The sequence below is a fragment of the Streptomyces sp. B6B3 genome (genome assembly GCF_039871525.1).
Lineage (GTDB): Bacteria > Actinomycetota > Actinomycetes > Streptomycetales > Streptomycetaceae > Streptomyces.
The window spans coordinates 33,235-57,518 of sequence record NZ_JBDPLU010000015.1; the positions used below are offsets into that span (position 1 = coordinate 33,235).

Genomic DNA, 24,284 nt, shown 5'->3' on the forward strand with positions numbered 1-24,284 from the left:
GGGTGCTGAGGCTGGCGCCGGTTCCCGCGCCGGAGCGTGTGCGTCAGCGGATCAACAGGAAGGCCAGCACGGCCGACGCGGCGGTGACCCACCAGCAACGACGCAGCATGGTGGCGGCGTTCCCGGCCTCCGAGTTGCTGGCCTCACCGCTCCGGGCGGCCCCGTTCGGCCGCTCGTCCCGTTCCTCGCACCAGTCTGACCACAGCATGGTTCCGATGCTGCCGCGCGTGAGCCCGTGAGACATGAGTACAGGTACTCAAATCTTCAAGGACTCAAATCTTCAAGGCTCAAATCTTCAACGATGTGTTCGTCGGGTCGGCGTGCTAGCCGGGCCGGTAGCTGCGTTGCCAGGCGTGCGGGCCGGGAGCGGGGAGGGGGCGCGGCAGGGTGCGGGCGGGGTCGGACCAGGTGTCAGGGGCGTGAGGGGTGGTCTCCTCGTCCTCGCCCCTGGTCGCCAGCGCGGCGGCCCGTGCCTGCACCACCGCGACGGCGGCGGCCAGTTCCTCGGGCGTCGGATCACCCCGGACGACGCGAATGGCGCCCTCTCCCACCACGCTGCCTCCTGGTGCGCTCGGCCGAGTGTCTCCGGCTTCCCGTGCTTGGTGCGCTCATCGTACGGTGCCGGTACGGGACGGCGGGCGAATCGGGGTCGGGGATGGGGCCGGGTGTCTGGTTAGGCGCGGGGGCGCTGCTGATGGCTGGTGCGGGCGTCGTCTGGTGGGTCCTCGACAAGGCGGTCGGCTCCTACCTCACGGGGTACAACACCCGGAAGGGCGAGCGCGCGGCCGACGGGGAGGTTCCCGAGCGGCCCTGGATCCGCCTCGGGTTCGCCCGGCGGTACCGCGCCTGGGTGCTGGGCGAACCGGCTGGGCGGTACGTGAACCAGAAGGCGTTCGGGCCGAAGGGCGCGTTCCCCGCCGCCCTGGACGACATCTACGTGGACGTGAGCCTGGCGCCCCGGTCGGAGCAGGAGATTCCGGCGGGGCTGCTGGAGGGCCTGGGTACCGAGGCCGGCCAGCGCGAGCCGCTCGGCACTTTCCTCCGCGACCCGGTGCATCGGATCCTGGCGGTGCTCGGGCAGCCCGGCAGCGGCAAGACGACGCTGCTGTGGCACACCGCCCGCCAGGCCTGTCGCCGCCGTCGCCCGCGCCGCGTCCCGCTGCTGCTGGCGCTTCGCGACCACGTCGCCACGATCGCGGCGTCACCTGACGTTGGCCTGCCCGAGCTGGTGCGGTCCCAGATGGCGCACCTCGCCGGGCGGGAGCCCCGCGGCTGGCTGGAACGCCGGCTGGACGCCGGCGACTGCCTGGTGCTGCTCGACGGCCTGGACGAGGTGGCCACGGACGCGGAGCGGCGGGCCGTCGCGGTGTGGATCGAGCGGGAGATCGGCCGGTACGCGGCGAGCCGGTTCGTGATCAGCTCCCGGCCGGGCGGCTACCGCACCGCGCCGGTCACCGGCGCGGTGGTGCTGGAGGTGCGGCCCTTCACCGACCGGCAGATCGAGCGGTTCGTGCGCGGCTGGTACGGCGCGCAACGGGAGGCGGGATCCGCCGACGACCTGCTCGGGCAGATCGGGACCACCCGGCGGCTCCGCGACCTCGCGGCCAACCCGCTGCTGCTGACGATGATCGCCAACGTGCACCGCTACGGCGGCGGCCGCCTCCCGGGCAACCGCGCCGAGCTGTACCGGGAGATCTGCGAGGTCGTGCTGTGGAAGCGGCAGGAGGATGTGAAGGGCCTGACCGCCGCCGTGCCGGGCGAGGACAAGATGGTGGTGTTCGGCGAGATCGCCTTCGCGATGATGCGCCGCCGGGTCCGCGACCTCGACGCCACGGAGCTGCACCAGGTGGTCGAGGCGGCGCTGCGCCGGCTGCCGGCGGCGGCGACCGCCCGGGAGTTCCTCGACGAGGCGACCACCTACGGGCTGCTGTCGGAGCGGGAGCGCGGGACGTTCGCCTTCGCCCACCCGACGCTCCAGGAGTACCTGGCGGCGGCGCACGTCGCGCGCGAGGCGGACGTCGACTTCCCGCCGGCCGCCGTGCACGACACGTGGTGGCACGAGGCGCTGCTGCTGTACGCGGCCCACGCCGGCGCCGACCGGATCGTCCTGGCCTGCCTGGCGGCGGAAACGGCGCCGGCGCTCGCGCTGGCCTTCGACTGCGCCGAGGAGTCCCCGGGCCTGGCGGCGGAACTTGTTGCCCGGCTCGACGAGCTGCTGGCGAGCGGCACTCGGGAGGACGCCGACCCGGAGCGCCGCCGGCTGGTGGCCGGCGTGCTGCTGTCCCGTCACCTGCGGGAGACCGTGGGAGACGGGCCGGTCTGCGCGCGGCCGATCACGGCCGAGCTGTACCGGATGTTCCTCCGCGACCATCAGGATCGTGGCGAGCCCCGTCCGCCGGATCGCGGAGGCGACCACGACGGCATGCTGGTCGGGGTGCGGGGCTGCAACGCCGAGGCGTTCGTTCGCTGGGCCAACGAGGTCGTCGGCATCGGCGCGCGGCGCGACTTCGGAACCCGGTACCGCCTGCCGACCGGGCCGGAGGCGGGAGGGCTGGGCGACCAGGTCCTTCCGCGACCGCCCAGGCTCTGGGAGGAGGCGTACACGGGGCCGGACCCCGTCGACCACACGCCGAGCAGCGTCACCGTTCCGGTGTCGGCCCCTCCTTACGCCGTCTGGATCGATCGCGGCACGGCCGGCCCCGGGCTGCTGGCGCCCCGAGCGAGGGAGCAGCCGGCGGCCCTCGATCCGTCCGACGTCGGGCAGCTCCTTCGGGAGGACCTGCGGGGTGCGTCGCGGGTGGTCGGAGACTTCCTGCTGCTGCGCGCGTTCGCGGTGGCCCTGTCCGGCGGGGAACTCGACCGCGACCACGCCTCCGCGCTGGCGCGGGGCTTCGCCATCGACCGGGCGCGGGGCGCGGCCTTCCCTCGTACCCTCTCCCTTCCGGAGGACCCGGGGGACGATGACGGCTACTGGTACCTGTCCCGGGCGCTCGGGGTCGACCGGGCCGTGGAGCACGTGCTCGGCGTGGACTTCGGGGACCGGGAGAACGCCCAGCGGCGGATCAGCATGCTGACCGGGGCGCTCAACAAGGAGATCGACCGGCACTTCGGTTTCGAGCCGTCGGGCACGTTCGCGCAGGCGGTGGCCCGCGCACAGGGCGGCGGGTCGGTCCGCCCCCCGAGCCAGGTGCCGAGCCCGGTGCCGATCCCGAGCCTGGTCATCGGGTCGGCGTGGTGGCGTTCGCTCGGCGGCTACGTGAGGTTGTTCGCCTCCGACGCCACCCGGCCGGCGGAGCGGGACGGCGTCATCAGGCCCATCTCCGCTGCCTTCCAGCGCACGACGCGTGTCGAGCAGTGCGACCACCGGATGTCGGGGGACGCCGTGCCGGACGCGTTGCGCGACGCGGACGCCGCGTTCCGGACCCTGCCGACCGAGCACCTGCCGTGGGCGAGAACCGTCGCGGGCCGGTTGCCGGGCCACTGGCACGGCTCGGCGACCACGGACCTCCAGGCCACGGCACTCCGGCTGGGCGCGCTGTGCCTCGCCGTGGAGGCCGAGACGCACGCCGACACCCCGGAGCGAGGCGTCCAGGTCGGCGACGCGTTCCGTCGGGTCGCCACCACCGTCACCGCGTTCCAGACGGGCGACAGCGGCGAGCGGCCGGCGAGCGAGGTGCTGCTGCTGGCCCGGGACTGAGGTGCTGGCCGGGGACTGAGTGCTGTCCGGGGATGCTGTCCCGGCTAGAGGGGGATGTTGCCGTGCTTCTTCGGCGGCAGCTGCTCCCGTTTGGTGCGCAGCGCCCGCAGGCCGCGTACCACGTGGTGGCGGGTCTCGGCCGGGGTGATCACGGCGTCCACGTAGCCGCGTTCGGCCGCCGCGTACGGGTTGAGCAGCGCGTCCTCGTACTCCTGGGTCAGCCGGTCGCGGGTCTCCGCCCGCTCCTCCTCGTCGTCGATCCCCGCGAGCGTGCGGCGGTGCAGGATGTTCACCGCGCCCTGCGCCCCCATCACCGCGATCTGCGCGGTCGGCCAGGCGAGGTTGAGGTCCGCGCCGAGGTGCTTGGAGCCCATCACGTCGTACGCGCCGCCGAACGCCTTCCGGGTGATCACCGTGATCAGCGGCACCGTGGCCTCCGCGTAGGCGTAGATCAGCTTGGCGCCGCGCCGGATGATGCCGTTGTACTCCTGGTCGGTGCCGGGCAGGAAGCCGGGCACGTCGACGAACGTCAGCACCGGGACGTTGAACGCGTCGCAGGTGCGGACGAAGCGGGCCGCCTTCTCCGAGGCGTTGATGTCGAGACAGCCGGCGTACTGCATCGGCTGGTTCGCGACCACGCCGACCGAACGGCCCTCCACCCGGCCGAAGCCGGTGACGATGTTCGGCGCGAACATCGGCTGGGTCTCCAGGAACTCCCGGTCGTCCAGCACGCGCTCGATGACCTCGTGTATGTCGTACGGGTGGTGCGCGGAGTCGGGGATGAGCCCGTCCAGCTCGCGGTCCTCGTCCGTGACCGTCGTCAGGTCCGCCTCCTGCGGGAACGCGGGCGGCTCGGCGAGGTTGTTGGACGGCAGGTAGGACAGCAGCGCCTTGACGTACTCGACGCCGTCCTTCTCGTCCCCGGCCATGTGGTGCGCCACCCCGGAGCGGGTGTTGTGGGTCCGCGCGCCGCCCAACTCCTCGAAGCCGACGTCCTCCCCGGTGACGGTCCTGATCACGTCGGGCCCGGTGATGAACATGTGCGACGTCTGGTCGACCATCACCGTGAAGTCGGTGATCGCGGGGGAGTACACGGCGCCGCCCGCGCACGGGCCCATGATCAGCGAGATCTGCGGGACCACGCCGGAGGCGTGCACGTTGCGCCGGAAGATCTCGGCGAACAGGCCGAGCGCCACCACGCCCTCCTGGATCCGCGCGCCGCCGCCGTCGTTGATGCCGATCACCGGGCAGCCGGTCTTCAGCGCGAAGTCCATGACCTTGACGATCTTCTCGCCGTACACCTCGCCGAGGGAGCCGCCGAAGACCGTGAAGTCCTGCGAGTAGACGCACACCGGGCGGCCGTCCACGGTGCCGTAGCCGGTGACCACGCCGTCCCCGTACGGCCGCCGCGACTCCATGCCGAAGCTGGTCGAACGGTGCCGGGCGAACTCGTCGAGCTCCGTGAACGACCCCTCGTCCAGCAGCAGCCCGATCCGTTCCCGCGCCGTCAACTTCCCCTTCGCGTGCTGCTTCTCCACGGCCCGTGACGAGCCGGCGTGGGTGGCCTCCTCCACGCGCTGCCGGAAGTCCGCGATTCTGCCGGCCGTGCTGTGGATGTCGGGTTCGGGCACGGGGGCTGGCTCCTCATCGTCTGATTGCTACCGATCCGTAGGTTAGCCCGGGGGCGGCACGGGCGGATGGGGGCGGGCCGGGTGGGCCTGGGGCGAGGCGGTGGCTGCATAGGCTTGGGGCATGACGCCCACCGCAGGCGGCCCGCGAAGCCGCTGGTCCGACCTTGACCGGCCGCCGCTCAACGCCGCCGCGCTGCGCAGGGCGCTGGTGCGTCCCGACGGCCCGTGGACCCGGCTGGACGTGGTCGAGTCCACCGGCTCCACCAACGCCGACCTGATCGCCGCCGCCCACTCCGGCGAGGCGCCCGGGCGGGTGCTGGTCGCCGAGGAGCAGACCGCGGGACGCGGGCGGCTGGGGCGCGGCTGGAGCGCGCCGCCGCGCTCGGGCCTGTTCTTCTCCGTGCTGCTCGCCCCGCAGCCCGGCGCGACCGTGCCCGAAACGCGCTGGGGCTGGCTGCCGCTGCTGGCCGGCGTCGCCACGGCGAGCGCGCTGTCCCGGATCGCCCGCGTCGACACCGCGCTGAAGTGGCCCAATGACCTGCTCGTCGACATCGCCGGCGAGGAGCGCAAGTGCGGCGGCATCCTCGCCGAGCGCGTCGGGCCCCCGCCGGACGCCGACGGCGGGTTCGCGACACCCGCGGTCGTGCTGGGCATCGGGCTCAACGTCTCGCTGCGCGCCGACGAGCTGCCCGTACCGGGCGCGGGTTCGCTGGCGCTGGCCGACGCCGAGACCACCGACCGCGATCCGCTGCTGCGCGCCGTGCTGCGCTCCCTCGGGGACTGGTACGACCGCTGGGTGGCGGCGGGCGGCGATCCGGCCGTCAGCGGCCTCCAGGAGGCCTACGTCGCCGGCTGCGCCACCCTCGGCCGCCGGGTCCGGGCGGTGCTGCCGGGCGACACCGAGCTGCGCGGCGAGGCCGTCGCGCTGGACGGCGACGGCCGGCTGGTCGTCCGCACCGACGACGGGGTCAGCCACCCGGTGTCCGCCGCCGACGTCGTTCACCTCCACGGGCACGGGCACGGCAACGGGCGCCTGGGCGGTGAGTGAGCCCCCGGCGGGCTCCAGGAGGGCTCCGGCGGTGGGCTACCTGGCTGCGCAGCTCGGTGGCGCGTGACGCAGGGCACACTGCCGTAGGGTTGGGCGATGGAACACGCGCGACGGGCGCGGAGGAGTGAAACGGTTAGGAACGTGCGCAGCGGAGGGATCCCCACCTGGAAGGTGGGCGGTGGCCGTGGCTGAGGCCCAGCCGAGCGACCCAGGTGAGCGGCCCGGCCCCGAGCCGGCCGCTGAGGAGGCGTCGGAGGAGACCGACGAGACCGTCGCGCTGCGCATGGAACAGTTGATCATCGGCGCCGAGCGGCAGTACACCCCGTTCCAGGCGGCACGGGCCGCCGGCGTCTCGATGGAGCTGGCCGCCCGGTTCTGGCGGGCCATGGGCTTTCCCGACATCGGGCAGGCCAAGGCGCTGACCGAGGCGGACGTGCTCGCCCTGCGGCGGCTGGCCGGTCTCGTGGAGGCCGGGCTGCTGAGCGAGGGCATGGCCGTGCAGGTGGCGCGTTCCACCGGCCAGACCACCGCGCGCCTGGCCGACTGGCAGATCGACTCCTTCCTGGAGGGCCTGACCGAGCCGCCCGAGCCGGACATGACCCGTTCGGACGTCGCCTACCCCCTGGTCGAGCTGCTGCTGCCCGAGCTGGAGGAGTTCCTGGTCTACGTGTGGCGCCGGCAGCTGGCCGCGGCCGCCGGCCGGGTGCTCCAGGCGCAGGACGACGAGGAGATGGTCGACCGGCGGCTCGCCGTCGGCTTCGCCGACCTGGTCGGCTTCACGCGGCTCACCCGGCGGCTGGAGGAGGAGGAGCTGGGCGAGCTGGTCGAGGCGTTCGAGACCACCGCCGCCGACCAGGTGGCGGCGCAGGGCGGCCGGCTGATCAAGACGCTCGGCGACGAGGTGCTGTTCGCGGCCGACGAACCAGGCACCGCCGCCGAGATCGGGCTGCGGCTGGTGGAGACGATGGGCGACGACCCGATGATGCCGGAGCTGCGCGTCGGCATCGCCTTCGGTACGGTCACCACGCGGATGGGCGACGTCTTCGGCAACACGGTGAACCTCGCCAGCCGGCTGACCTCGATAGCGCCCAAGGACATGGTGCTGGTGGACGGCGCGATGCGTGAGGAGCTCACCGCGGCCGGGCTGGCGCCACACTCCGAGAAGACGGCCGACACCAACGGCCGCCCGAACGGCTACCGCTTCGCGCTCCAGCCCCTCTACCAGCGCCCGGTGCGGGGCCTCGGCATCGTCGAGCCCTGGCTTCTCTCCCGCCGCGGTTAGGTTCTCCGGCGGCGCACGGCCCGGGCCGCGCCCGGATAATGCGCGGTATGAGCGAGCCAACGGAGGCGGGCCAGCCGTCAGAACGGTCAGTACCCTCGGAGCCGGCGGGACCGGCGGGGGCCACCGGCGGGTCGGGCGAGGAGCGGTACGGGGACTGGGTGGCGGTGCGCCGGAACGCGGAGGGCTGGGTCGCCGAGCTGGTGCTCGACCGGACCGAGGCGATGAACGCGCTCTCCACCGAACTGGCCCGGCAGCTCGCCGCCGCCTGTGACGCGCTCGCCGCCGACCGCCGGATCCGGGCGGTGGTGCTGTGCTCCAGCGACCCCCGGGCGTTCTGCGTCGGCGCCGACCTGAAGGAGCGCGACGGCGTGGACAACGCCGAGCTGGCGCGTCAGCGCACGCTGCTGCGCGCGGCGTTCAACGGCGTGCTGGCGCTCCCGATGCCGGTGGTCGCCGCCGTGCACGGCTTCGCGCTGGGGGGCGGCCTGGAGCTCGCGCTGAGCTGCGACCTGATAGTCGCCGATCCGTCGGCGGTGCTCGCCCTGCCCGAGGTGTCCGTGGGCGTCATCCCCGGTGGGGGCGGGACCCAGCTGCTGCCGCGCCGGGTGGGGCTGGCGAAGGCGGCCGAGCTGATCTTCACCGCCCGGCGCGTCACCGCGACCGAGGCGCTCGGGCTCGGGCTGATCGACCGGCTGGCCAGCCCCGACCGGGTGCACGCGGAGGCGCGCGAACTGGCCGAGACGATCGCGGCCAACTCCCCGGTCGGGCTGCGGGCCGCCAAGCACGCGCTGCGCGCCGGCTTCGGCCTCGACCTGGCGGCCGGTCTGGCGGTCGAGGACGCCGCCTGGCGCACCGTCGCGTTCTCCCCCGACCGCCTGGAGGGCGTGCGGGCGTTCCGCGAGAAGCGGCCCCCGCGGTGGCCGGACAGCACGGCGTAACGGAGGTGCGGGGGCGGGGGTGGCCGGGCGCGGTGGGGGCGTGCGGGCGGTGGTGTCTCGGTGGGTTGTGGGCCGGGTGCGGTGGGGGCGTGCGGGCGGTGGTGTCTCGGTGGGTTGTGGGCCGGGCGCGGTGGGGGCGTGCGGGCGGCGAATAATACAGCGAATGGGGCAGGGAGTAGCTGAAGGCCCCATAGTGTGCCGAACGCTCATAGCCTGGGCGTATGGGAGAGGAGAGCCGGCTGCGCGCCGTCGCTGAGCTGTCGCAGAGCATGGCCGCGGCGCACGGGATGGCGGAGGTGGCGCACGCCGCCGCCAGCCGGGCCCGGCAGGCGCTGGACGGCTCCTTCGCCGCCATCTCGGTCTGGGAGCGGGAGCGCGGCCGGCTGCGGGTGCTGGCGAACGTCGGCGCGCTGGCGCCCGACGAGGAGGAGTTCCCGGCCGACGAGTCGTATCCGGTGCACGACTTTCCCGAGATCGCCCTGCTGGCGGAGGCGCGCGGCGAGCCGGCGGCCTGGGTGACCACGGCCGGCGAGCCGGCCGTGGGGGCCGGCGGCGCCGGGGACCGGCAGCGGGCGGTAGCGCTGCGCCGCCGTGGCCGCGGCTGCTGCGTGGTGGCGCCCATCGTCCTGCAGGGCCCCGCCTGGGACGAGCTGTACCGGGCCCGGGCGGAGGATGCCGAGGCTGTGCCGCAGGGCCCTGCCCGGGGGGAGCTGTACGTGGCTCGGGGGCGGGACGCCGAGGGCATCGAGACATTCGGGCGGCGTGAGGCGGGTGTGCCGCAGGGCCCTGCCTGGGGGGAGCTGTACGTGGCCCGGGGGCGCGGCGCCGAGGTCTTCGGGCGGCGTGAGACGGACTTCGCCGCGGTGCTCGCCTCGGTCATCGCCGCCGGCCTGGTCCAGCACCAACGTCTGGAGGAGGTGCGCCGGCTGGCGTTCACCGATCCGCTCACGGGGCTCGCCAACCGGCGGGCCGTGGATCTGCGGCTGGACGAGGCGGTGGCGCAGCACCGCGCCGCCGGAACCGTGGTGACTCTGGTGGTCTGCGACGTCAACGGCCTGAAGCAGGTCAACGACACCTACGGCCACGCCGCCGGCGACCGGCTGCTGGAGCGTTTCGGCTCGGTGCTGTCGCTCTGCGGCGCCGCGCTTCCGGGTTCGCTGGCCGCCCGCCTCGGCGGGGACGAGTTCTGCCTGCTGGCGGTCGGCCAGCCGACGGAGGAGGTGGTACGCGCCGCGGCCGAGGTGTGTCGCCGGGCCGACGCGCTCGAACTGGGCCACGGGGTCGCCTGCGGCGTCGCCTCGACCGGCGAGCGGATCGGCGAGCCCGCCGGCGTACGGCTCAGCGCCCGCCGGCTGTTCCGGCTCGCCGACGCCGCCCAGTACCAGGCCAAGGCCGCCCGCTCGCGGGAGCCGGTGGTCGCCGGCCGGGCGGGCCCGCACGACGAGGTCGTCGCGCTGGCCGACGCCGCCGGGCCGCCGCCCGCCGAGGGCGACGACCGTCGCCGGTTCCGCGGCCGCGGCACCCCCCGTCACCGGGTGCGCGAGGACTGCTGAGCGCCCCTGGCCTCCCCTGGCCGCCCTGTGCCTCCCCGGGCCTCCCCGGGCCGGCCGGCACGGTTACCCTCCTGGGCATGGCTGCGACGCACCCTGACCAGGCCCGTACCGTCGTCGCGTTGGGCTCCGCCGGCGTGACCGCCGAGGGCGTCGTCGCCGTCGCGCGCGCCGGCGCCCGGGTGGAGCTGTCCGCCGAGGCCCTGGCCGCGCTGACCGCCGCCCGCCGGACCATCGACGACCTGGCTGCCAGGCCCGAGCCGGTCTACGGCGTCTCCACCGGCTTCGGCGCGCTGGCCGTCCGGCATATCGCCCCGGATCTGCGCACCGCGCTGCAGCGCAACATCGTCCGGTCGCACGCCGCCGGGCTCGGGCCGCCGGTGGAGCGCGAGGTGGTGCGGGCGCTGATGTTCCTGCGCCTGCGCACCCTGGCCTCCGGGCACACCGGCGTACGCCCCGCGGTGGCCGAGACCATGGCGGCCGTGCTGAACGCCGGCATCACGCCCGTCGTGCCGGAACACGGTTCGCTCGGCTGCTCGGGGGACCTGGCGCCGCTCGCCCACTGCGCGCTGACGCTGCTCGGCGAGGGCGAGGCCACCGGCCCGGACGCGCCGGACCAGCCGCGGCCCTCCGCCGAGCTGCTGGCCGAGCACGGCATCGCCCCGGTCGAGCTGCGCGAGAAGGAAGGGCTCGCGCTGCTCAACGGCACCGACGGCATGCTCGGCATGCTCGTGCTGGCCTGCGCCGACCTGGGCCGGCTGCTCACCAGCGCCGACATCACCGCCGCGCTCACCCTGGAGGCGTTGCTGGGCACCGAGCGGGTGCTCGCCCCCGAGCTGCACGCGTTGCGCCCCCACCCGGGGCAGGCCGCGAGCGCGGGCAACATGCGGCGGGTGCTGGCCGGTTCCGGCCTCGTCGGGCACCACCAGGACGCCGCGCCCCGGGTCCAGGACGCCTACTCGGTGCGGTGCGCGCCGCAGGTGGCCGGCGCCGGCCGGGACACCCTGGCGCACGCCCGCGCGGTGGCCGGGCGCGAGCTGGCCGCCGCCGTCGACAATCCGGTGGTGGTCGACGGCCGGGTGGAGTCGAACGGCAACTTCCACGGCGCGCCGCTCGGCTACGTGCTGGACTTCCTGGCCATCGCCGCCGCCGATCTGGCCTCGATCGCCGAGCGCCGCACCGACCGCCTCCTGGACCGGAACCGTTCGCACGGCCTGCCGCCGTTCCTGGCCGGGGACGCCGGGGTGGACTCCGGGCTGATGATCGCCCAGTACACCCAGGCCGCGCTGGTCGGGGAGCTCAAGCGCCTGGCGGTGCCGGCCTCCGTGGACTCCATCCCGTCCTCCGCGATGCAGGAGGACCACGTGTCCATGGGCTGGTCGGCGGCGCGCAAGCTGCGCCGGTCGGTGGACGCGGCGACCCGGGTCGTCGCGATCGAGCTGTGTGCGGCGGCCCGCGCCCTGGAGCTGCGCGACGGCCTGCGCGGGCAGGGGCTGCGGCCGGGTCCGGCGGCCGAGGCGGTGGTCGCCGCGGCGCGGGCCGCCGGCGTCGGCGGGGCGGGGGAGGACCGTTTCCTGGCTCCCGATCTGGCCGCCGCCGAGGACTTCGTGCGCGGGGGCGGGCTGGTCGCCGCCGCCGAGTCGGTCACCGGCGAGCTCGACTGAGGATGGTTGGGAGCGACCGGGAGCGGCTCCGGGGGGCGCGCGGCGGAGGGTCGTGCTCCGGGTGGCGTCGGAATCTGTCCGGATATCGCCGTGAAGGGTGGCGGCTGGCTCAGTTCTGCCGCTCGTGGGCGGCGCCGGGACCGGCCGGCTCGTCGGCCGGGGCGACCGTGGAGGGGTTGGCGGGGGCGGCCTCGTCGCCGTCCGCGTAAGCGGAGGGGATCAACCAGCCCAGGCAGAGGACACCGGCTGCCACCATGCCGCTGATCAGGGGTCGCCGGTTGGCGCTTCGGAGTTGGCCCTGCGGGCCGGGCTGAGCGTCCACGAGGGCTCCAGCGTGTCGGCGGGCGTGCGGTGCGATGTTACGGGCGGGTGCGGGTCGCGGGGAAGAGGCGACCCCTAGGGGATTTACCCTCCGGTGCATGAGTACCCACGGATCCGTCAACGAAGACGAGGACACCAGCAGGAGTCACGTGCGCGTCCGCGTGGAGATGGTGCTGGAGATCGCGGAGCGGGACGAGCTGACCCGCGCCGCCTGGGCGCGGATCGAGGCCGACGAGCAGCTTCCGGAGGGCGAGCGGGAACAGGCCGCGCGGGCCGTGTCCCGGGACGCGGCGGAGGCCGTCGCGTTCCTCGTGGATCCCGTCGACCTGGTCGGCGAGATGCCGGGCGTGCAGCTCGCGCAGGCGTCCTGGAGCAGTGAACTGATGGAGTACGACCCGGACGAGGAGTGGTACGTCGAGGACGACGACAGCGACGAGGACGCCGACGACGAACCCGCCTGACCGGCCCGGCGGCCGGCTGAGCAGGCCGGCTGAGCAGGTCGGATGGGCAGGCGGGACGGGCGGGCCGGAGCCCTGGGTGAGCTGTGTGAGCGGACAGACGGCGGTCGGCTGGCGATCGAACTCGTGGTCTCCCCCACAGTTTCACCTACAGTGGAACCGGCCGCGGCCGGGTCACGTTCTCCCCTAATGCCTTCGGGAGACACGGCTGTGGAGTGGAGTAGCGATCTGATGACAGCAATGCGGCGCGGGCGCGGACGTCTCGCGGTGATGGCGGCGCTGCTGAGTGGGGTGCTGGCGTTGTCGGCGTGCAGTGGCGGCGACGGCGAGGACGACGGAAACGCTCCCCAGGGCGGCGGCGGACAGACGGAGGCGGACGAGGCCGCCGAGGACGCGAACACCTCGGAGGCGGTGATATCCATATCCCCCGAGGACACGGCGGAGAACGTCGGCATCAACAGCGACGTGCAGGTCTCGGTGGAGAAGGGCACCCTCGACGAGGTGGTCATGACCGCCTCGGAGACCGGGACCGAGGTCACCGGCACCTTGTCCGAGGACGAGACCAGCTGGGCGCCCGACATCCAGCTGGAACGAGCCACCCAGTACGAGGTGACCGTTGAGGCGAGCGACAGCGAGGGTCGCGCGGCGCACGAGAGCGCGACGTTCACGACCGTCTCGCCGGAGAACAGCTTCATCGGGTACTTCACCCCTGAGGACGGCAGTACCGTCGGAGTGGGGATGCCGATATCGCTCAACTTCGACACCTCGATCGCCAACCAGGCCGAGATAGAAGAGGCCGTGGAGATCACCACGAGCAGCGGCCAGGAGGTCGTGGGCCACTGGTTCAGCGACACCCGCCTCGACTTCCGCCCCGAGACCTACTGGGAGGCGAACACCCAGGTCGACGTCGAGCTCAACTGGGACGGTGTGGAAGGTGCCCCGGGGATCTACGGCGTGCAGGACCGCTCGTTCAGCTTCGAGGTCGGCCGTTCCCAGGTCAGCACGGTGAACGCGGAGACGTACGAGATGAACGTCGTGCGTGACGGTGAGACGATCAAGACGATCCCGATCACCGCGGGCAGCGACGAGACCCCGACGTACAACGGGCAGATGGTGATCTCCGAGAAGCACGAGGAGACCCGGATGAACGGCGCCACCGTCGGCTTCACGGACGACGACGGCGAGGGCGAATACGACATACCGGACGTTCCGCACGCGATGCGGCTGTCCACGTCGGGGACGTTCATTCACGGCAACTACTGGGGTGGCGACGCGTTCGGCAATTACAACACCAGCCACGGCTGTGTGGGCCTCGCCGACGCGCAGGGGGCGAACGATCCCTCGACGGACGGCGCCTGGTTCTACGAGAACTCGATCATCGGTGACGTGGTGATCGTGGTGAACTCCGACGACGAGACGATCTCCCCGGACAACGGCCTCAACGGCTGGAACATGGACTGGTCCGAATGGACCGCCGGGAGCGCGCTGAGCTGAGCGTCGAGCTGAGCTGAACCGCGCGATCACGACGAGGCCCCGGGCGACCCGCCCGGGGCTGAGTTGTTGTGTGCGTCCGGAAGGGCTCGCCCGCCTCAGCGTTGGGAGAACGAGCGTTCGCCGTGTACGGCGAGTTCGTCGAGGACGCGGCGGGGGTCGCCCGCCTCGATCAGGTCGAGCAGGTGGCGGTGGCGGGCCACGTGCGCCTCCAGGTCCTCGTAGTACCGCTCCCGCACGTAGAGGTTCCGCGCCATGCAGATCAGCAGCTGCCGGTGCAGGGAGGCGTAGATCGCCTCGATCCTGCGGTGCCCGGCCAGCGCCACGATCGAGGCGTGGAAGGCGTAGCCGTTCTCCACCAGCGTCGCCCGGTCGCGCTGCCGCGCGCTCGCCGCCATCCGCTCCAGCGCGTCCCGGCACGCCTCCAGCCGCTCGGGTACCCGCACCGGCACCCCCAGCTCGACGGCCGTGCGCTCCAGCGCCGACCGCAGCGTGAGGATCTCGTACACGTCCTGGTCGGTGAGCTCCGCCACCGTCGCGCCGCGGCGCGGCTGAATGGTGATCAGCCCCTCCTGTTCGAGCAGGCGCATGGCCTCGCGCAGCGGCGGGCGGCTGATGCCGAGCCGCTCGGTCAGCTGCAGCTCGATGAGCCGGTCGCCTGGCCCCAGTTCGCCGGACAGGATCATCTTGCGGATCGCGGCCGCGGCGAGCTGGACGAGGCTCGGCGGGTCGAGGACCTCGCGGTCGCGGGGGGAGTCGGGGGAGGCGGGGGCGGGGGCCATGGCTTGGGCTGCCTTTCACGGTGGGCGCAGGCGGCGCGGCGCGGATGGTGGCGATGGCGGCGCCTCGGGCAGGAGTTGGGTTCGTGGCCGAGTCGGAAGCCGAGTCTGAAGCCATGCTCCCAGGGGTCTTGTCCCTTCGCTAAGTCTATTGTAGACAATAGCTCATCGGATCTTTCGAGCCGCCGACGGGAAGAGGCACGAAGCACATGGGCACTGCAGAGACAGCCGCCACGAGGACCGAACTGATCGAGCTGTTCGACGGGTTGCGCGTCGCCGACGTGCGGGACGGCATGGACTGGGCCGGGCTGCACACCAAGGGCACGGTGTCGCCCGAGATCACGCCGCTGTGGCAGGGCGCCCGGATGACCGGGCTGGCCCGCACCATGCGGCTGCGGCCCTCGGAGAAGGCGGTCCCGGCGCTGACCCCGGAGGAGTACACCGGCTGGTCGGCCGGCTGGTACCGCGAGCAGTACCCGAACATGATCACGTCGACCATCGAGCAGGGCGACATCGTCGTCATCCAGTCCGCCGGCCTGGACGTCGGCGAGATCGGCTCGAACAACTCGCTGGAGTGGCACGCCGCCGGCGCCACCGGCATCGTCACCAGCGGCGGCGTGCGGGACACCGACGAGTGCATCCTGCAGGAGGTGCCGCTGTTCTGCCGGTACCGGGCGCAGAAGATGGTGCAGGGGCGGGTGGAGTTCGACGCGCTCGGTGTGCCGGTGGACATCGGCGGCGTGCTGATCCGCCCCGGCGACATCGTGGTCGCCGACGGCGACGGCGTCATCGCGGTGCCCGTCGAGCACGCGGTCACGGTCGCCCGGTACGCCCGGCAGGAGTTGGAGAACGACAAGCAGGGCCGCCGCCGGCTCTACGAGCGGCTGGGCCGCCCGCTGGACGACACCGTTCGGTGACGGAGATGTCTGCCAGGAACGGGGGCACGGGAGGCGGGGAGGCGGGAAGCGGGCGCGCGGCTGGGCCGCCCGCTGGACGACACCGTTCGGTGACGGAGGTGCACACCACAGAGATCGGCGCGGGCGACTCCGTCGGTCCCGTGCGCCGGGAGTCCGCGCGCGTCGGTTTCGTCGGGCTCGGCAATCTCGGCCGGCCGATGGCCCTCGCGTTGCTTCGCGGCGGCTGGCGTCTCGCGGTGCACGACCGGGTGCCGGGGCGCGACCGGGAGTGTCTGGCGGCCGGCGCGGAGCCGGCCGCCGGCCCGGCCGACCTCGCCGGCTGCGGGGTGCTGGCCCTGGCGGTGTCCGACGACGCCGCCGTCGAGCGGGTGTTGGGCGGCCCCGAGGGGCTGCTGGCGACGCTGGCCCCCGGCGCGTTGGTGCTGGTGCACAGCACCGTGCTGCCCCGGACGGCGCACGAGCTGGCGGAGCGCGCCGCCGAGCGCGGCGTCGCGCTGCTCGACGCGCCGGTCAGCGGCGGCGCCGAACGCGCCGCCCGCGGCGAGCTGTCCGTCATGGTCGGCGGCACCGAGGCGGCGCTCGTCAGGGCCCGCCCCGTGCTCGACACGGTCGGCTCCCGGGTTCGGCACCTCGGGCCGGCCGGGGCGGGCGCGGCGACCAAGCTGGCCAACCAGCTGATGATGTTCGCCGCGCTGGCCGGGACGCACGAGGCGCTGGAGCTGGCCGCCGCCCACGGGGTCGCGCCGGCCGAGGTGCTGGACGCCGTCGGCGACTCGACCGGCGACTCCTGGGTGACCAGGCACTGGGGATTCTTCGACGAGGTCGCCGCCGCCTACCAGCGGGCCGGCACGCCGGTGTCCGAGCGCCCGTGGAGCAAGGACCTGTGGGAGGTCACCGCGGCCGCCCGCGCCGCGGACCTGCGGCTGCCGCTCGCCGGACTGCTCGCCCAGACGCTCGCCGATCTGGTGGAGTCGCACGCGCGGAAGGCCCAGGACGGGGGGGAGGAGCCCCAGCCATGAGTGCCACCGAGTCCCGGGCCCCGACGCCGCTCGCCCGTTCCGAGAACCGCGCCGCGGACACCCCGGCCCGCACCCCACGGGGTCGTTCCGAGAACCGCGCCGCGTACGCCTTCCTGTCGCCGTGGCTGGTCGGCATGGCGGTCTTCACCATCGGGCCGATGATCTTCTCGCTGTACCTCGCGTTCACCCGGTACGACCTGATCAGCTCGCCCGAGTGGATCGGCCTGGACAACTTCCGGCACATGTTCACCACCGACCCCAGGTACTTCTCCTCGGTCGAGGTGACCCTCACCTACGTCGTCGTCTCCGTGCCGGTGCTGCTGGTCGTCTCGCTGGCGTTGGCCATGGTGCTCAACCGCGGCATGCGCTTCCTCAGCGGCTACCGCGCGCTGTTCTACATGCCGTCGCTGATCGGCGGCAGCGTCGCCGTGGCCGCACTGTGGCGCCAGGTCTTCGGCGAGGAGGGCATCGTCAACGAGGCGCTCGCGCTGGTCGGCATCGACCACGGCAGTTGGGTCGGCGACCCCGACTCGGCGCTCTACACCATCGTCGTGCTCCAGGTCTGGGCCTTCGGCTCCGCGATGGTGATCTTCCTCGCCGGACTGCGCCAGATACCCAGGGAGTTGTACGACGCGGCCGCGGTGGACGGCGCCGGCCCGGCCCGCCGGTTCCGCAGCATCACGCTGCCGATGCTGTCCCCGTTGATCTTCTTCAACCTGCTGCTGAGCGTGGTCAACGCGTTCCAGGCGTTCACCACCGCCTACGTGGTCAGCAACGGCTCGGGCGGCCCGTCCGACTCGACGCTGTTCTACACCCTCTACCTCTACGAACAGGGCTTCGCGCAGCTGAACATGGGCTACGCGGCGGCCATGGCCTGGGTGCTGGTGCTCGGCCTGGCGGTCTTCACCGGGCTGCTGTTCCTCAGCTCCCGGTACTGGGTCCACTACGGAGACGAACGATGACGCGTACGTCTCCTGATCTTCCCGCGCTTCCCGTTCGGCACTGGGTCCACTACGGAGACGAACGATGACCCCGACCCCGACCCTGACCAGAAGGCGCCCCGCCGCGCTCGCACCGCGCCCCCGACGCCGTCCGCTCCGGCCGCTGCTCGGCAACCGGATGACCCGCAGCCCGCTGCTGCTCTCCGTGGTCAGGCACAGCGTGCTGATCATCACCCTCACGGTGATGCTCTATCCCCTGCTGTGGATGTTCGCCGCGTCCTTCCGGCCGGACAACGAGGTGTTCACCACCCTCGGCCTGTTCACCGGCGACTTCACCACCGAGAACTACAGCCGCGGCTGGTCCGGCGGCGACCAGCTCAACTTCTCCCGGTTCTTCCTCAACTCGCTGACCCTGACGGTGCTCACCATCGTCGGCAACCTGGTCAGCTGCTCCCTGACCGCCTACGCCTTCGCCCGCCTCGACTTCCGCTTCAAGCGGACCCTGTTCGCGCTGGTGCTCGGCACGCTGCTGCTGCCGTACCACGTCACGATGGTGCCGCAGTACATCCTCTTCAACCAGCTCGGCTGGGTGAACACCATCCTGCCGCTGGTGGTGCCGAAGTTCCTGGCCGCCGACGCGTTCTTCATCTTCCTGATGGTGCAGTTCATCCGCACCCTGCCGCGCGACCTGGACGACGCCGCCCGGATCGACGGCTGCGGCCATTTCGGCATCTTCTGGCGGGTGGTGCTGCCGCTGTCCGTGCCCGCGCTCGGCACCACGGCGCTGTTCACGTTCATCGCCACCTGGAACGAGTTCCTCGGCCCGCTGCTCTACCTGACCGAACCGGACAGCTGGACCGTCTCGCAGGGCCTCGGCTCGTTCCTCGACGCCACCGGCCAGTCCGCGTACGGCTCGCTGTTCGCCATGTCCACCCTCTCGCTGGTGCCGATCCTCGGCTTCTTCATCGCGGCGCAGAAGCTGCTGGTCGAGGGCATCGCCACGAGTGGCATGCGGTGAAAGGGGAGCAGCACTCATGAAACACACCCGAGCCGTCACCACCCGACGCGCCTTCCTCACGGTCGGCGGCGCGGCCGCCCTCGGCGCGTTCGGCACCGCCTGCGGACAGCGGCTGCCCCGGCACAGCCGGGCCGAACTGCGCGGCCGGGGCGACGTCGCCGGCGACATCCGCTTCGCCTGGTGGGGCGCCGCCTCCCGGCACCTGCTCAGCAACGACATCGCCGACATCTTCGAGTCCGACCACCCCGAGGCGAACGTCCAGCGCGAGCCCGGGGAGTTCGGCAACTACTTCAAGCGACTGAACGTCCAGGCCGCCGGCCGCAACCTGCCCGACGTCACGCAGATGCAGGCACGCCAGCTCAACGACTTCACCGAGCGCGACGCGCTGCTGCCACTGGACCCGATGCTCGACTCCGGCGCGATCGACGTCAGCGAGATCCCCGACGCCGTGCTGGAGACCGGCCGCGGACCCGACGGCCGGCTGTACATGCTGCCCACCGGGGCCGCCTACGACGCGGTCACCGTCAACGCCACGCTCGCCGAACAGGCCGGCGTCGAGCTCCCCGGGCTCGGCTACGACTGGGACGACTTCGCCGCGTTCCTGCGCGCCGCCAGGGACGGGCTGCCGCCCGCCATCCCGCCGGCCGGCCTCAGCGGCGGCCTGCCGAACTTCTTCATCGCCTACGTGCAGGGCCACGGCGAGCAGATGTTCGACGGGCGGCTGCTCGGCTTCTCCCGCGAACTGCTGGTCACCTACTGGGAGATGTGGGAGGAGATGCGGCACGACGGGCTCACCAACACACCTGAGTCCAACGCCGAGGAGCCGCCCACGCCGGAGGCCAGCTACGTCGCCCAGGGCGCGTTGCTCAGCGACGTCACCCCGGGCAACGCCCTCACCCCCATCCAGGCCACCCTGGACGGCACCCAGCCCGGCCAGCGGCTCACCACCCTGCCGCTGCCCAGCGGACCGGCGGGCGGCGGCAACGTGCTGATCTCCTCCGGCATGTCCATCCCCCGCAACTGCGACAACGTGCCCACCGCCGCCGCGTTCGTCGACTTCTGGGCCAACGACGCGCGCAGCGGCGACACCTACGCCTCCGACAACGGCGGGGTCACCAACACCCGCCTGCTCCAGCGCCAGGTCGACGACCCGGAACTGCCCCGCACCAAGCGCCACGAACTCCGTCTCTACCAGCGGATCGTCGAGCGGGAACCGGCCCTGGTCATCTATCCGCCCGGCTACATGGCGGTGTTCGAGTCCGCGTTCCTGCGCGCGTACGAGGACGTCTCCTTCGGCCACCGGACCGTCCGAGAGGCGGTGGACGCCTTCTTCGAGGAGGCCAATGCCGGTCTCGCGACGTAGCGGCACGGGGCTGGCATCGGGGCCTGCACAAGCGTGGAGGCCAATGCCGGTCTCGCGACGTAGCCGTACAGACAAGCCGCCCGGGCCTGGCCCGTGGCGGCAGGGAGGACCAGGAACCCCATGCACGACACCCCCCTCGACGGCGTTCGGGTGGTGGACCTCACCCAGGTCATGGCCGGGCCGTTCTGCACCATGATCCTCGCCGACCTCGGCGCCGACGTGATCAAGGTGGAGCCCCCGGGCGGCGACCAGACCCGTCACTCCTGGGGAGACACCGCGGGCGGCCAGGACAGCACCGCCTTCCACGGCCTCAACCGCAACAAGCGCAGCGTCTGCCTCGACCTGAAGACCGCACAGGGCCGCGCCGACCTGCACGCCCTGGTGCGCACCGCCGACGTGGTGGTGCACAACTGGCGGCCCGGCGTGGCGGAACGGCTCGGCGCCGACTACCCGACGCTCTCCGCGCTCAACCCCGCGCTGGTCTACGCGAACATCTCCGGCTTCGGCGGCACCGGCCCGTACGCCGACCGCCCCGGCTACGACCTGATCGCCCAGGGCATGACCGGCGCGATGAGCGTCACCGGCGAACCCGGCGGCCGGCCGGTCAAGAACGGCCTGCCGGTGGGCGACCTCGGCGCCGGCCTGCTCTGCGTCAGCGGCATCCTCGCCGCCTACCTGTACCGGCTGCGTACGGGCACCGGGCAGCAGGTCGAGACCTCGCTCTACGAGGCGACGCTGGCCATGTCGATCTGGGAGTCCACCGAGTACTGGGCCACCGGCCGTGCGCCGCGCCCGCTCGGCTCGGCCAACCGGATGTCCGCGCCCTACCAGGCGCTGCGCACCCGCGACGGCCACCTCACCGTCGGCGCCAACAACGAACGGCTCTGGCAGCGCCTGTGCGCGGCGCTCGACATGCGACACCTCGCCGAGGACCCGCGGTTCGCCACCAACATGGACCGGCTGCGCAACCGCGAGGAGCTGGTGGTGGAGTTGGAGGCGCGGCTGGTCGAGGACACCACCGCGGGCTGGGTCGACGCGCTGCTGGCCGCCGGAGTGCCGGCCGGCCCGATCCTCGACTACGCGGAGGTGCTGGACGCGGACCCGCACGTGCGGGCCCGCGAGCTGGTGCGGGAGATCGACCACCCGGCCGCCGGCCGCGTCCGGGTCCTCGCCCCGCCACTCCGCCTGCACCGCACCCCTGCCACGGTCCGCACCCATCCGCCGTTGCTCGGCGAGCACACCGAGGAGATACTCGCGGAGCTCCGGGAGGGCACCTCGGCGGCGGGGTCGGCGGTGGCTGGGTCCCGCTCGGCCGGTGAGGTGCGGGTGCGGCGGGACGGGGACGTCGTCCGGGTGGTGCTGTCCAACCCGGACCGCAGAAACGCGCTCACCTTCCCCATGTACGACCAGCTGCTCGCCGCGTGCGACGTCGCCGACGAGCCGGGCGTCCGCGTCGTCGTGCTGCGCGGCGACGGCGGCCGGGCGTTCGCCGCCGGAACCGACATCCGCGAGTTCACGGGGCTCGCCGGGCTCGCTGGACTGGCTGGGTCCGCTGGGGCCGCGGCGGAGGAGGGTCTGGAGTACGAGCGGCGGGTCGGCCGGGTGTTGGGCGGCGGCCCTGGGGCCGCTGCGGCGGAGGAGGGTCTGGAGTACGAGCGGCGGGTCGGCCGGGTGTTGGACCGTCTGCTGGCGCTGCGCGCCCCGTTGATCGGCGTCGTCGAGGGCCCGGCGGTCGGCGGCGGCCTCGCCCTGGCGGCCGCGTGTGACGTCGTGCTGGCCACGCCGGACGCGGTGTTCGGCGCCCCGATCGCCCGCACCCTCGGCAACTGCCTGCCGGCCCCGGTGGTCGCCCGCCTCCAGGACCGGCTCGGATCGGGACGCGCGCTCGCGATGCTGCTGACCGCCGAACTCCTGGACGCCGAAACCGCCAGGACCGCGGGTCTGGTGCAGCACGTCGTGGACCGCGACGAGTTGGACGAGCGCCTCGACGCCCTGCTGGCACGGGTGCGCGGCTCGGCGCCGTTGACCCTGGCCGCGTTGAAGGAGACCGACCGGCGGCTGCGCGCCGCGGCGGCCCGCGTCGACACCGACGACCTGCTGCGCCGCTGCTACGGCAGCGCCGACTTCCGGGAGGGCGTCCACGCCTTCCTCGACCGCCGCACCCCACACTGGAGGGGCCAGTGAGCAGCCACGAGACGCCCGATGCGGTCGACGCGCACCACCACTACTGGCGGCCGGCTTCGGACGATCCGCATCCGCGGCCGGTGCAGGGGGTGTTCGGGCCGGACGAGTTGGTGCCGGAGCTCGCCGCCGCGGGGGTGGCCGCGACCGTGCTGGTGCAGTCGGTGGACGACCCGCGGGAGAACGACCGCCTCGCCGCGTACGCCGCCGCCGTACCCGAGGTGGCCGGCACCGTCGCGTGGCTGCCGCTCGCCGACCCCGTCGCCGCCCGCGCGGAGCTGCGCAGGGTGCGGGTGCTCGGCCCGACGCCGTGCGGGGTGCGGTGTCTGGTCGAGCGCGACCCGCTGGAGTGGCTGACCACGCCCGACTCGCTCTCCCTCTTCCGCGAGTTGGCCGACCGCGGTCTGTGCTGGGACGTCGTCCCGGTCACCGAGCCCCAGCTGCGCGCGGTCACCGAACTCGCCGCCGCCGTCCCGGAGCTGCGGATCGTGGTGGACCATCTGGCCCGGCCGCCACTGGAAACCGGCCGCCGGGACCTGGCGTCGTGGGCCCGCCGGCTGGGCGCCCTGGCCGAGCACCCCGGGGTCGCGTTGAAGGTGTCGGTCGGGGTGGACGCCCTGACCGCCTGGCCGAGGTGGGACGCGGCGGAGCTGGTGCCGTACGTGGCGCGGGCGGCGGAGCTCTTCGGCCCGCGCCGGCTGATGCTCGCCAGCAACTGGCCGGTGGTGCTGCTCCGCCGCGACTACCCCGGCACCTGGGCCGACCTGACCGCCGCGCTGCGCGCGGCGGGCGTGGCCGGCCGCGACCTCGCCGAGGCCACCGGCGGCACGGCGGCCCGCTGGTACCGGCTGGGATGACTCGGGCGGCGCCGGTGCGTCGCGCCGGCCAGGCCCGTCAGCCTTCGCTCTCCTCGGCGAGCAGGCGCTCCACCGTTTCCACCTTCGTGGTGAGCCCGTCCGTGACGCCCTCGTTGAGGTCGGCCTTCAGCACGAGGCTGACCCGGGCCGCGTGCGCCTGCACGGCCTCGACGGCCCGTCTGACCACGTCCATCACCTCGTCCCACTCGCCCTCGACGCTGGTGAACCTGGCGTCGGTCCGGTGCGGAAGTCCGCTGTCCCGCACCACCCGCACGGCGTCGGCCACGGCCTGGCCGACGTGCTGTCCGCTGCCGATCGGCGTCACCGAGAAGGCCACGATCACGACTGATCACTCGCCACTTCGCGCACCACTTCACGCACTACTGGTCACCGCTCCTCATGTCGGGCCCGGATCGGGTGGTTCCCGGGCGCACTACCGATCCATACTGCGGCAACCACGGCCGAGACCGGCACGGCCGGGGGCGGGGCGACCCCTCGGCCGTGCCGGGTTGGGCCGGCTGGACCAGCCGCGTTCGCGTCAGCGGTCAGCGGTCAGCGGTTCAGCGGTTCAGCAGTTCTTGTAGTCCCTGTCGTCGTTGTCGTACGAGCAGACGTCCACCACGGTGCCGCTGCCCCGGCGCAGGGTGGCGCGGTCGGCGTCGTTGTTCCACACGTACCACTCCCTGCCCATGTAGCGGTTGTGGCGGTTGTTGCTCCCGTCACCCGTGCGCACCGTCACGTACTCGCCGGCGGCCAGCGTGAAGGTGCCGAAGGTGTAGCGGTGGCCGGCGCTGTCCCGGAGGGTCCAGCCCTTCAGGCTCACGGCCACGTCCCGCGTGTTGGTTATCCGCACGTACTCGGCGTTCAGGCTGGTGTTGGAGCCGCGGTCGCTGCCCGGGCTGTCGTAGTAGATCTTCGAGATGTGGACGGATCCGGACGCGGCGTGCGCCGGGGCGGGCAGCAGGATCAGGCTGGCGCAGCAGGCGGCGACGATGGCGCCCGCGATGGTGCGAACTCGGGTCACGTGAGGTCCTGTTCGTCCGGGCCACACACCTCGTGTGTGCGGCGGGTGCGCCACGCTACGGACCTTCACGTTGCCATCACATCTACTTTACATTCTCTTTAGGCA

Annotated in this window: 22 protein-coding genes; 15 read left to right on the plus strand and 7 right to left on the minus strand. The window is 73.2% G+C overall.

All coding sequences use genetic code 11. The features are described from left to right. Positions 1-43: 43 nt before the first annotated feature. Together ABGB06_RS26790 and ABGB06_RS26795 are read right to left on the minus strand one after the other, a co-directional pair. Complete coding sequence (locus ABGB06_RS26790; protein ID WP_347593867.1) at positions 44-208, minus strand: hypothetical protein; 165 nt, start codon at positions 206-208, stop codon at positions 44-46. A 115-nt stretch (positions 209-323) separates the two neighbouring features. After that, a complete protein-coding gene (locus ABGB06_RS26795; protein WP_347593869.1) occupies positions 324-554 on the minus strand; it encodes an acyl-CoA carboxylase subunit epsilon in 231 nt (76 codons plus the stop codon). A gap of 140 nt (positions 555-694) precedes the next feature. Between ABGB06_RS26795 and ABGB06_RS26800 the strand changes: the two genes are divergently transcribed. Next, positions 695-3,697, plus strand: coding sequence for an NACHT domain-containing protein (locus ABGB06_RS26800; protein ID WP_347593871.1), 3,003 nt, complete (start codon positions 695-697; stop codon positions 3,695-3,697). A gap of 44 nt (positions 3,698-3,741) precedes the next feature. On the opposite strand, the gene ABGB06_RS26805 is transcribed toward ABGB06_RS26800, so the two are convergent. Continuing rightward, positions 3,742-5,328: an acyl-CoA carboxylase subunit beta gene (locus ABGB06_RS26805; RefSeq protein WP_347593873.1), complete on the minus strand. Its 1,587-nt coding sequence runs from the start codon at positions 5,326-5,328 to the stop codon at positions 3,742-3,744. A 121-nt stretch (positions 5,329-5,449) separates the two neighbouring features. Here ABGB06_RS26805 and ABGB06_RS26810 point away from each other — a divergent pair, with 121 nt between their 5' ends. The 5 genes from ABGB06_RS26810 (at position 5,450) to hutH (ending at position 11,810) form a co-directional block, all read left to right on the plus strand. Next, complete coding sequence (locus ABGB06_RS26810; RefSeq protein WP_347593875.1) at positions 5,450-6,376, plus strand: biotin--[acetyl-CoA-carboxylase] ligase; 927 nt, start codon at positions 5,450-5,452, stop codon at positions 6,374-6,376. Between the two features lie 277 nt (positions 6,377-6,653). Continuing rightward, positions 6,654-7,658 (plus strand): adenylate/guanylate cyclase domain-containing protein, encoded by a 1,005-nt coding sequence (locus ABGB06_RS26815; protein ID WP_347594191.1) that lies wholly within the window; start codon positions 6,654-6,656, stop codon positions 7,656-7,658. A gap of 47 nt (positions 7,659-7,705) precedes the next feature. Further along, positions 7,706-8,596 (plus strand): enoyl-CoA hydratase-related protein, encoded by an 891-nt coding sequence (locus ABGB06_RS26820; protein ID WP_347593878.1) that lies wholly within the window; start codon positions 7,706-7,708, stop codon positions 8,594-8,596. Between the two features lie 221 nt (positions 8,597-8,817). Further along, a complete protein-coding gene (locus tag ABGB06_RS26825; RefSeq protein ID WP_347593880.1) occupies positions 8,818-10,149 on the plus strand; it encodes a GGDEF domain-containing protein in 1,332 nt (443 codons plus the stop codon). Between the two features lie 77 nt (positions 10,150-10,226). Beyond that, positions 10,227-11,810 carry a histidine ammonia-lyase gene (gene hutH / locus ABGB06_RS26830; protein ID WP_347593882.1) on the plus strand — a complete coding sequence of 528 codons (1,584 nt, stop codon included), beginning with the start codon at positions 10,227-10,229 and terminating at the stop codon, positions 11,808-11,810. Positions 11,811-11,919: 109 nt separating this feature from the next. Here hutH and ABGB06_RS26835 read toward each other — a convergent pair whose 3' ends face one another. Then, positions 11,920-12,132, minus strand: a complete 213-nt coding sequence (locus tag ABGB06_RS26835; RefSeq protein ID WP_347593884.1) for a hypothetical protein — start codon at positions 12,130-12,132, stop codon at positions 11,920-11,922. A 97-nt stretch (positions 12,133-12,229) separates the two neighbouring features. On the opposite strand from ABGB06_RS26835, the gene ABGB06_RS26840 reads away from it, so the two are divergent. Together ABGB06_RS26840 and ABGB06_RS26845 are read left to right on the plus strand one after the other, a co-directional pair. Beyond that, complete coding sequence (locus tag ABGB06_RS26840) at positions 12,230-12,592, plus strand: hypothetical protein (RefSeq protein WP_347593886.1); 363 nt, start codon at positions 12,230-12,232, stop codon at positions 12,590-12,592. A gap of 228 nt (positions 12,593-12,820) precedes the next feature. Continuing rightward, on the plus strand, positions 12,821-14,083 hold the full coding sequence (locus tag ABGB06_RS26845) for an Ig-like domain-containing protein (protein WP_347593888.1): 1,263 nt from the start codon (positions 12,821-12,823) through the stop codon (positions 14,081-14,083). Positions 14,084-14,178: 95 nt separating this feature from the next. Here the strand turns inward: ABGB06_RS26845 and ABGB06_RS26850 are convergent, their stop codons facing one another. After that, entirely contained in the window at positions 14,179-14,862 is a 684-nt protein-coding gene (locus tag ABGB06_RS26850; protein WP_347593890.1) for a GntR family transcriptional regulator, read from the minus strand. A gap of 206 nt (positions 14,863-15,068) precedes the next feature. On the opposite strand from ABGB06_RS26850, the gene ABGB06_RS26855 reads away from it, so the two are divergent. The 7 genes from ABGB06_RS26855 to ABGB06_RS26885 all read left to right on the plus strand — a co-directional run bounded on the left by ABGB06_RS26855 (position 15,069) and on the right by ABGB06_RS26885 (position 23,155). After that, entirely contained in the window at positions 15,069-15,776 is a 708-nt protein-coding gene (locus ABGB06_RS26855) for an RraA family protein (RefSeq protein ID WP_347593892.1), read from the plus strand. A gap of 98 nt (positions 15,777-15,874) precedes the next feature. Next, positions 15,875-16,795, plus strand: coding sequence for an NAD(P)-dependent oxidoreductase (locus ABGB06_RS26860; RefSeq protein WP_347593894.1), 921 nt, complete (start codon positions 15,875-15,877; stop codon positions 16,793-16,795). Further along, on the plus strand, positions 16,792-17,757 hold the full coding sequence (locus tag ABGB06_RS26865; protein ID WP_347593896.1) for a sugar ABC transporter permease: 966 nt from the start codon (positions 16,792-16,794) through the stop codon (positions 17,755-17,757). Before ABGB06_RS26860 ends, ABGB06_RS26865 begins: the two co-directional genes overlap by 4 nt. A 64-nt stretch (positions 17,758-17,821) precedes the next feature. Further along, positions 17,822-18,754, plus strand: coding sequence for a carbohydrate ABC transporter permease (locus ABGB06_RS26870; protein WP_347593898.1), 933 nt, complete (start codon positions 17,822-17,824; stop codon positions 18,752-18,754). A gap of 16 nt (positions 18,755-18,770) precedes the next feature. Then, positions 18,771-20,117 (plus strand): ABC transporter substrate-binding protein, encoded by a 1,347-nt coding sequence (locus tag ABGB06_RS26875; protein WP_347593900.1) that lies wholly within the window; start codon positions 18,771-18,773, stop codon positions 20,115-20,117. A 120-nt stretch (positions 20,118-20,237) separates the two neighbouring features. Beyond that, entirely contained in the window at positions 20,238-22,301 is a 2,064-nt protein-coding gene (locus ABGB06_RS26880) for a CoA transferase (protein WP_347593902.1), read from the plus strand. Then, positions 22,298-23,155: an amidohydrolase family protein gene (locus tag ABGB06_RS26885; RefSeq protein ID WP_347593904.1), complete on the plus strand. Its 858-nt coding sequence runs from the start codon at positions 22,298-22,300 to the stop codon at positions 23,153-23,155. Before ABGB06_RS26880 ends, ABGB06_RS26885 begins: the two co-directional genes overlap by 4 nt. 37 nt (positions 23,156-23,192) lie before the next feature. On the opposite strand, the gene ABGB06_RS26890 is transcribed toward ABGB06_RS26885, so the two are convergent. Both ABGB06_RS26890 and ABGB06_RS26895 read right to left on the minus strand, forming a co-directional pair. Beyond that, entirely contained in the window at positions 23,193-23,498 is a 306-nt protein-coding gene (locus ABGB06_RS26890) for a thiamine-binding protein (protein WP_347593906.1), read from the minus strand. Between the two features lie 225 nt (positions 23,499-23,723). After that, positions 23,724-24,179, minus strand: a complete 456-nt coding sequence (locus ABGB06_RS26895) for a lamin tail domain-containing protein (RefSeq protein WP_347593908.1) — start codon at positions 24,177-24,179, stop codon at positions 23,724-23,726. Between the last annotated feature and the right edge of the window lie 105 nt (positions 24,180-24,284).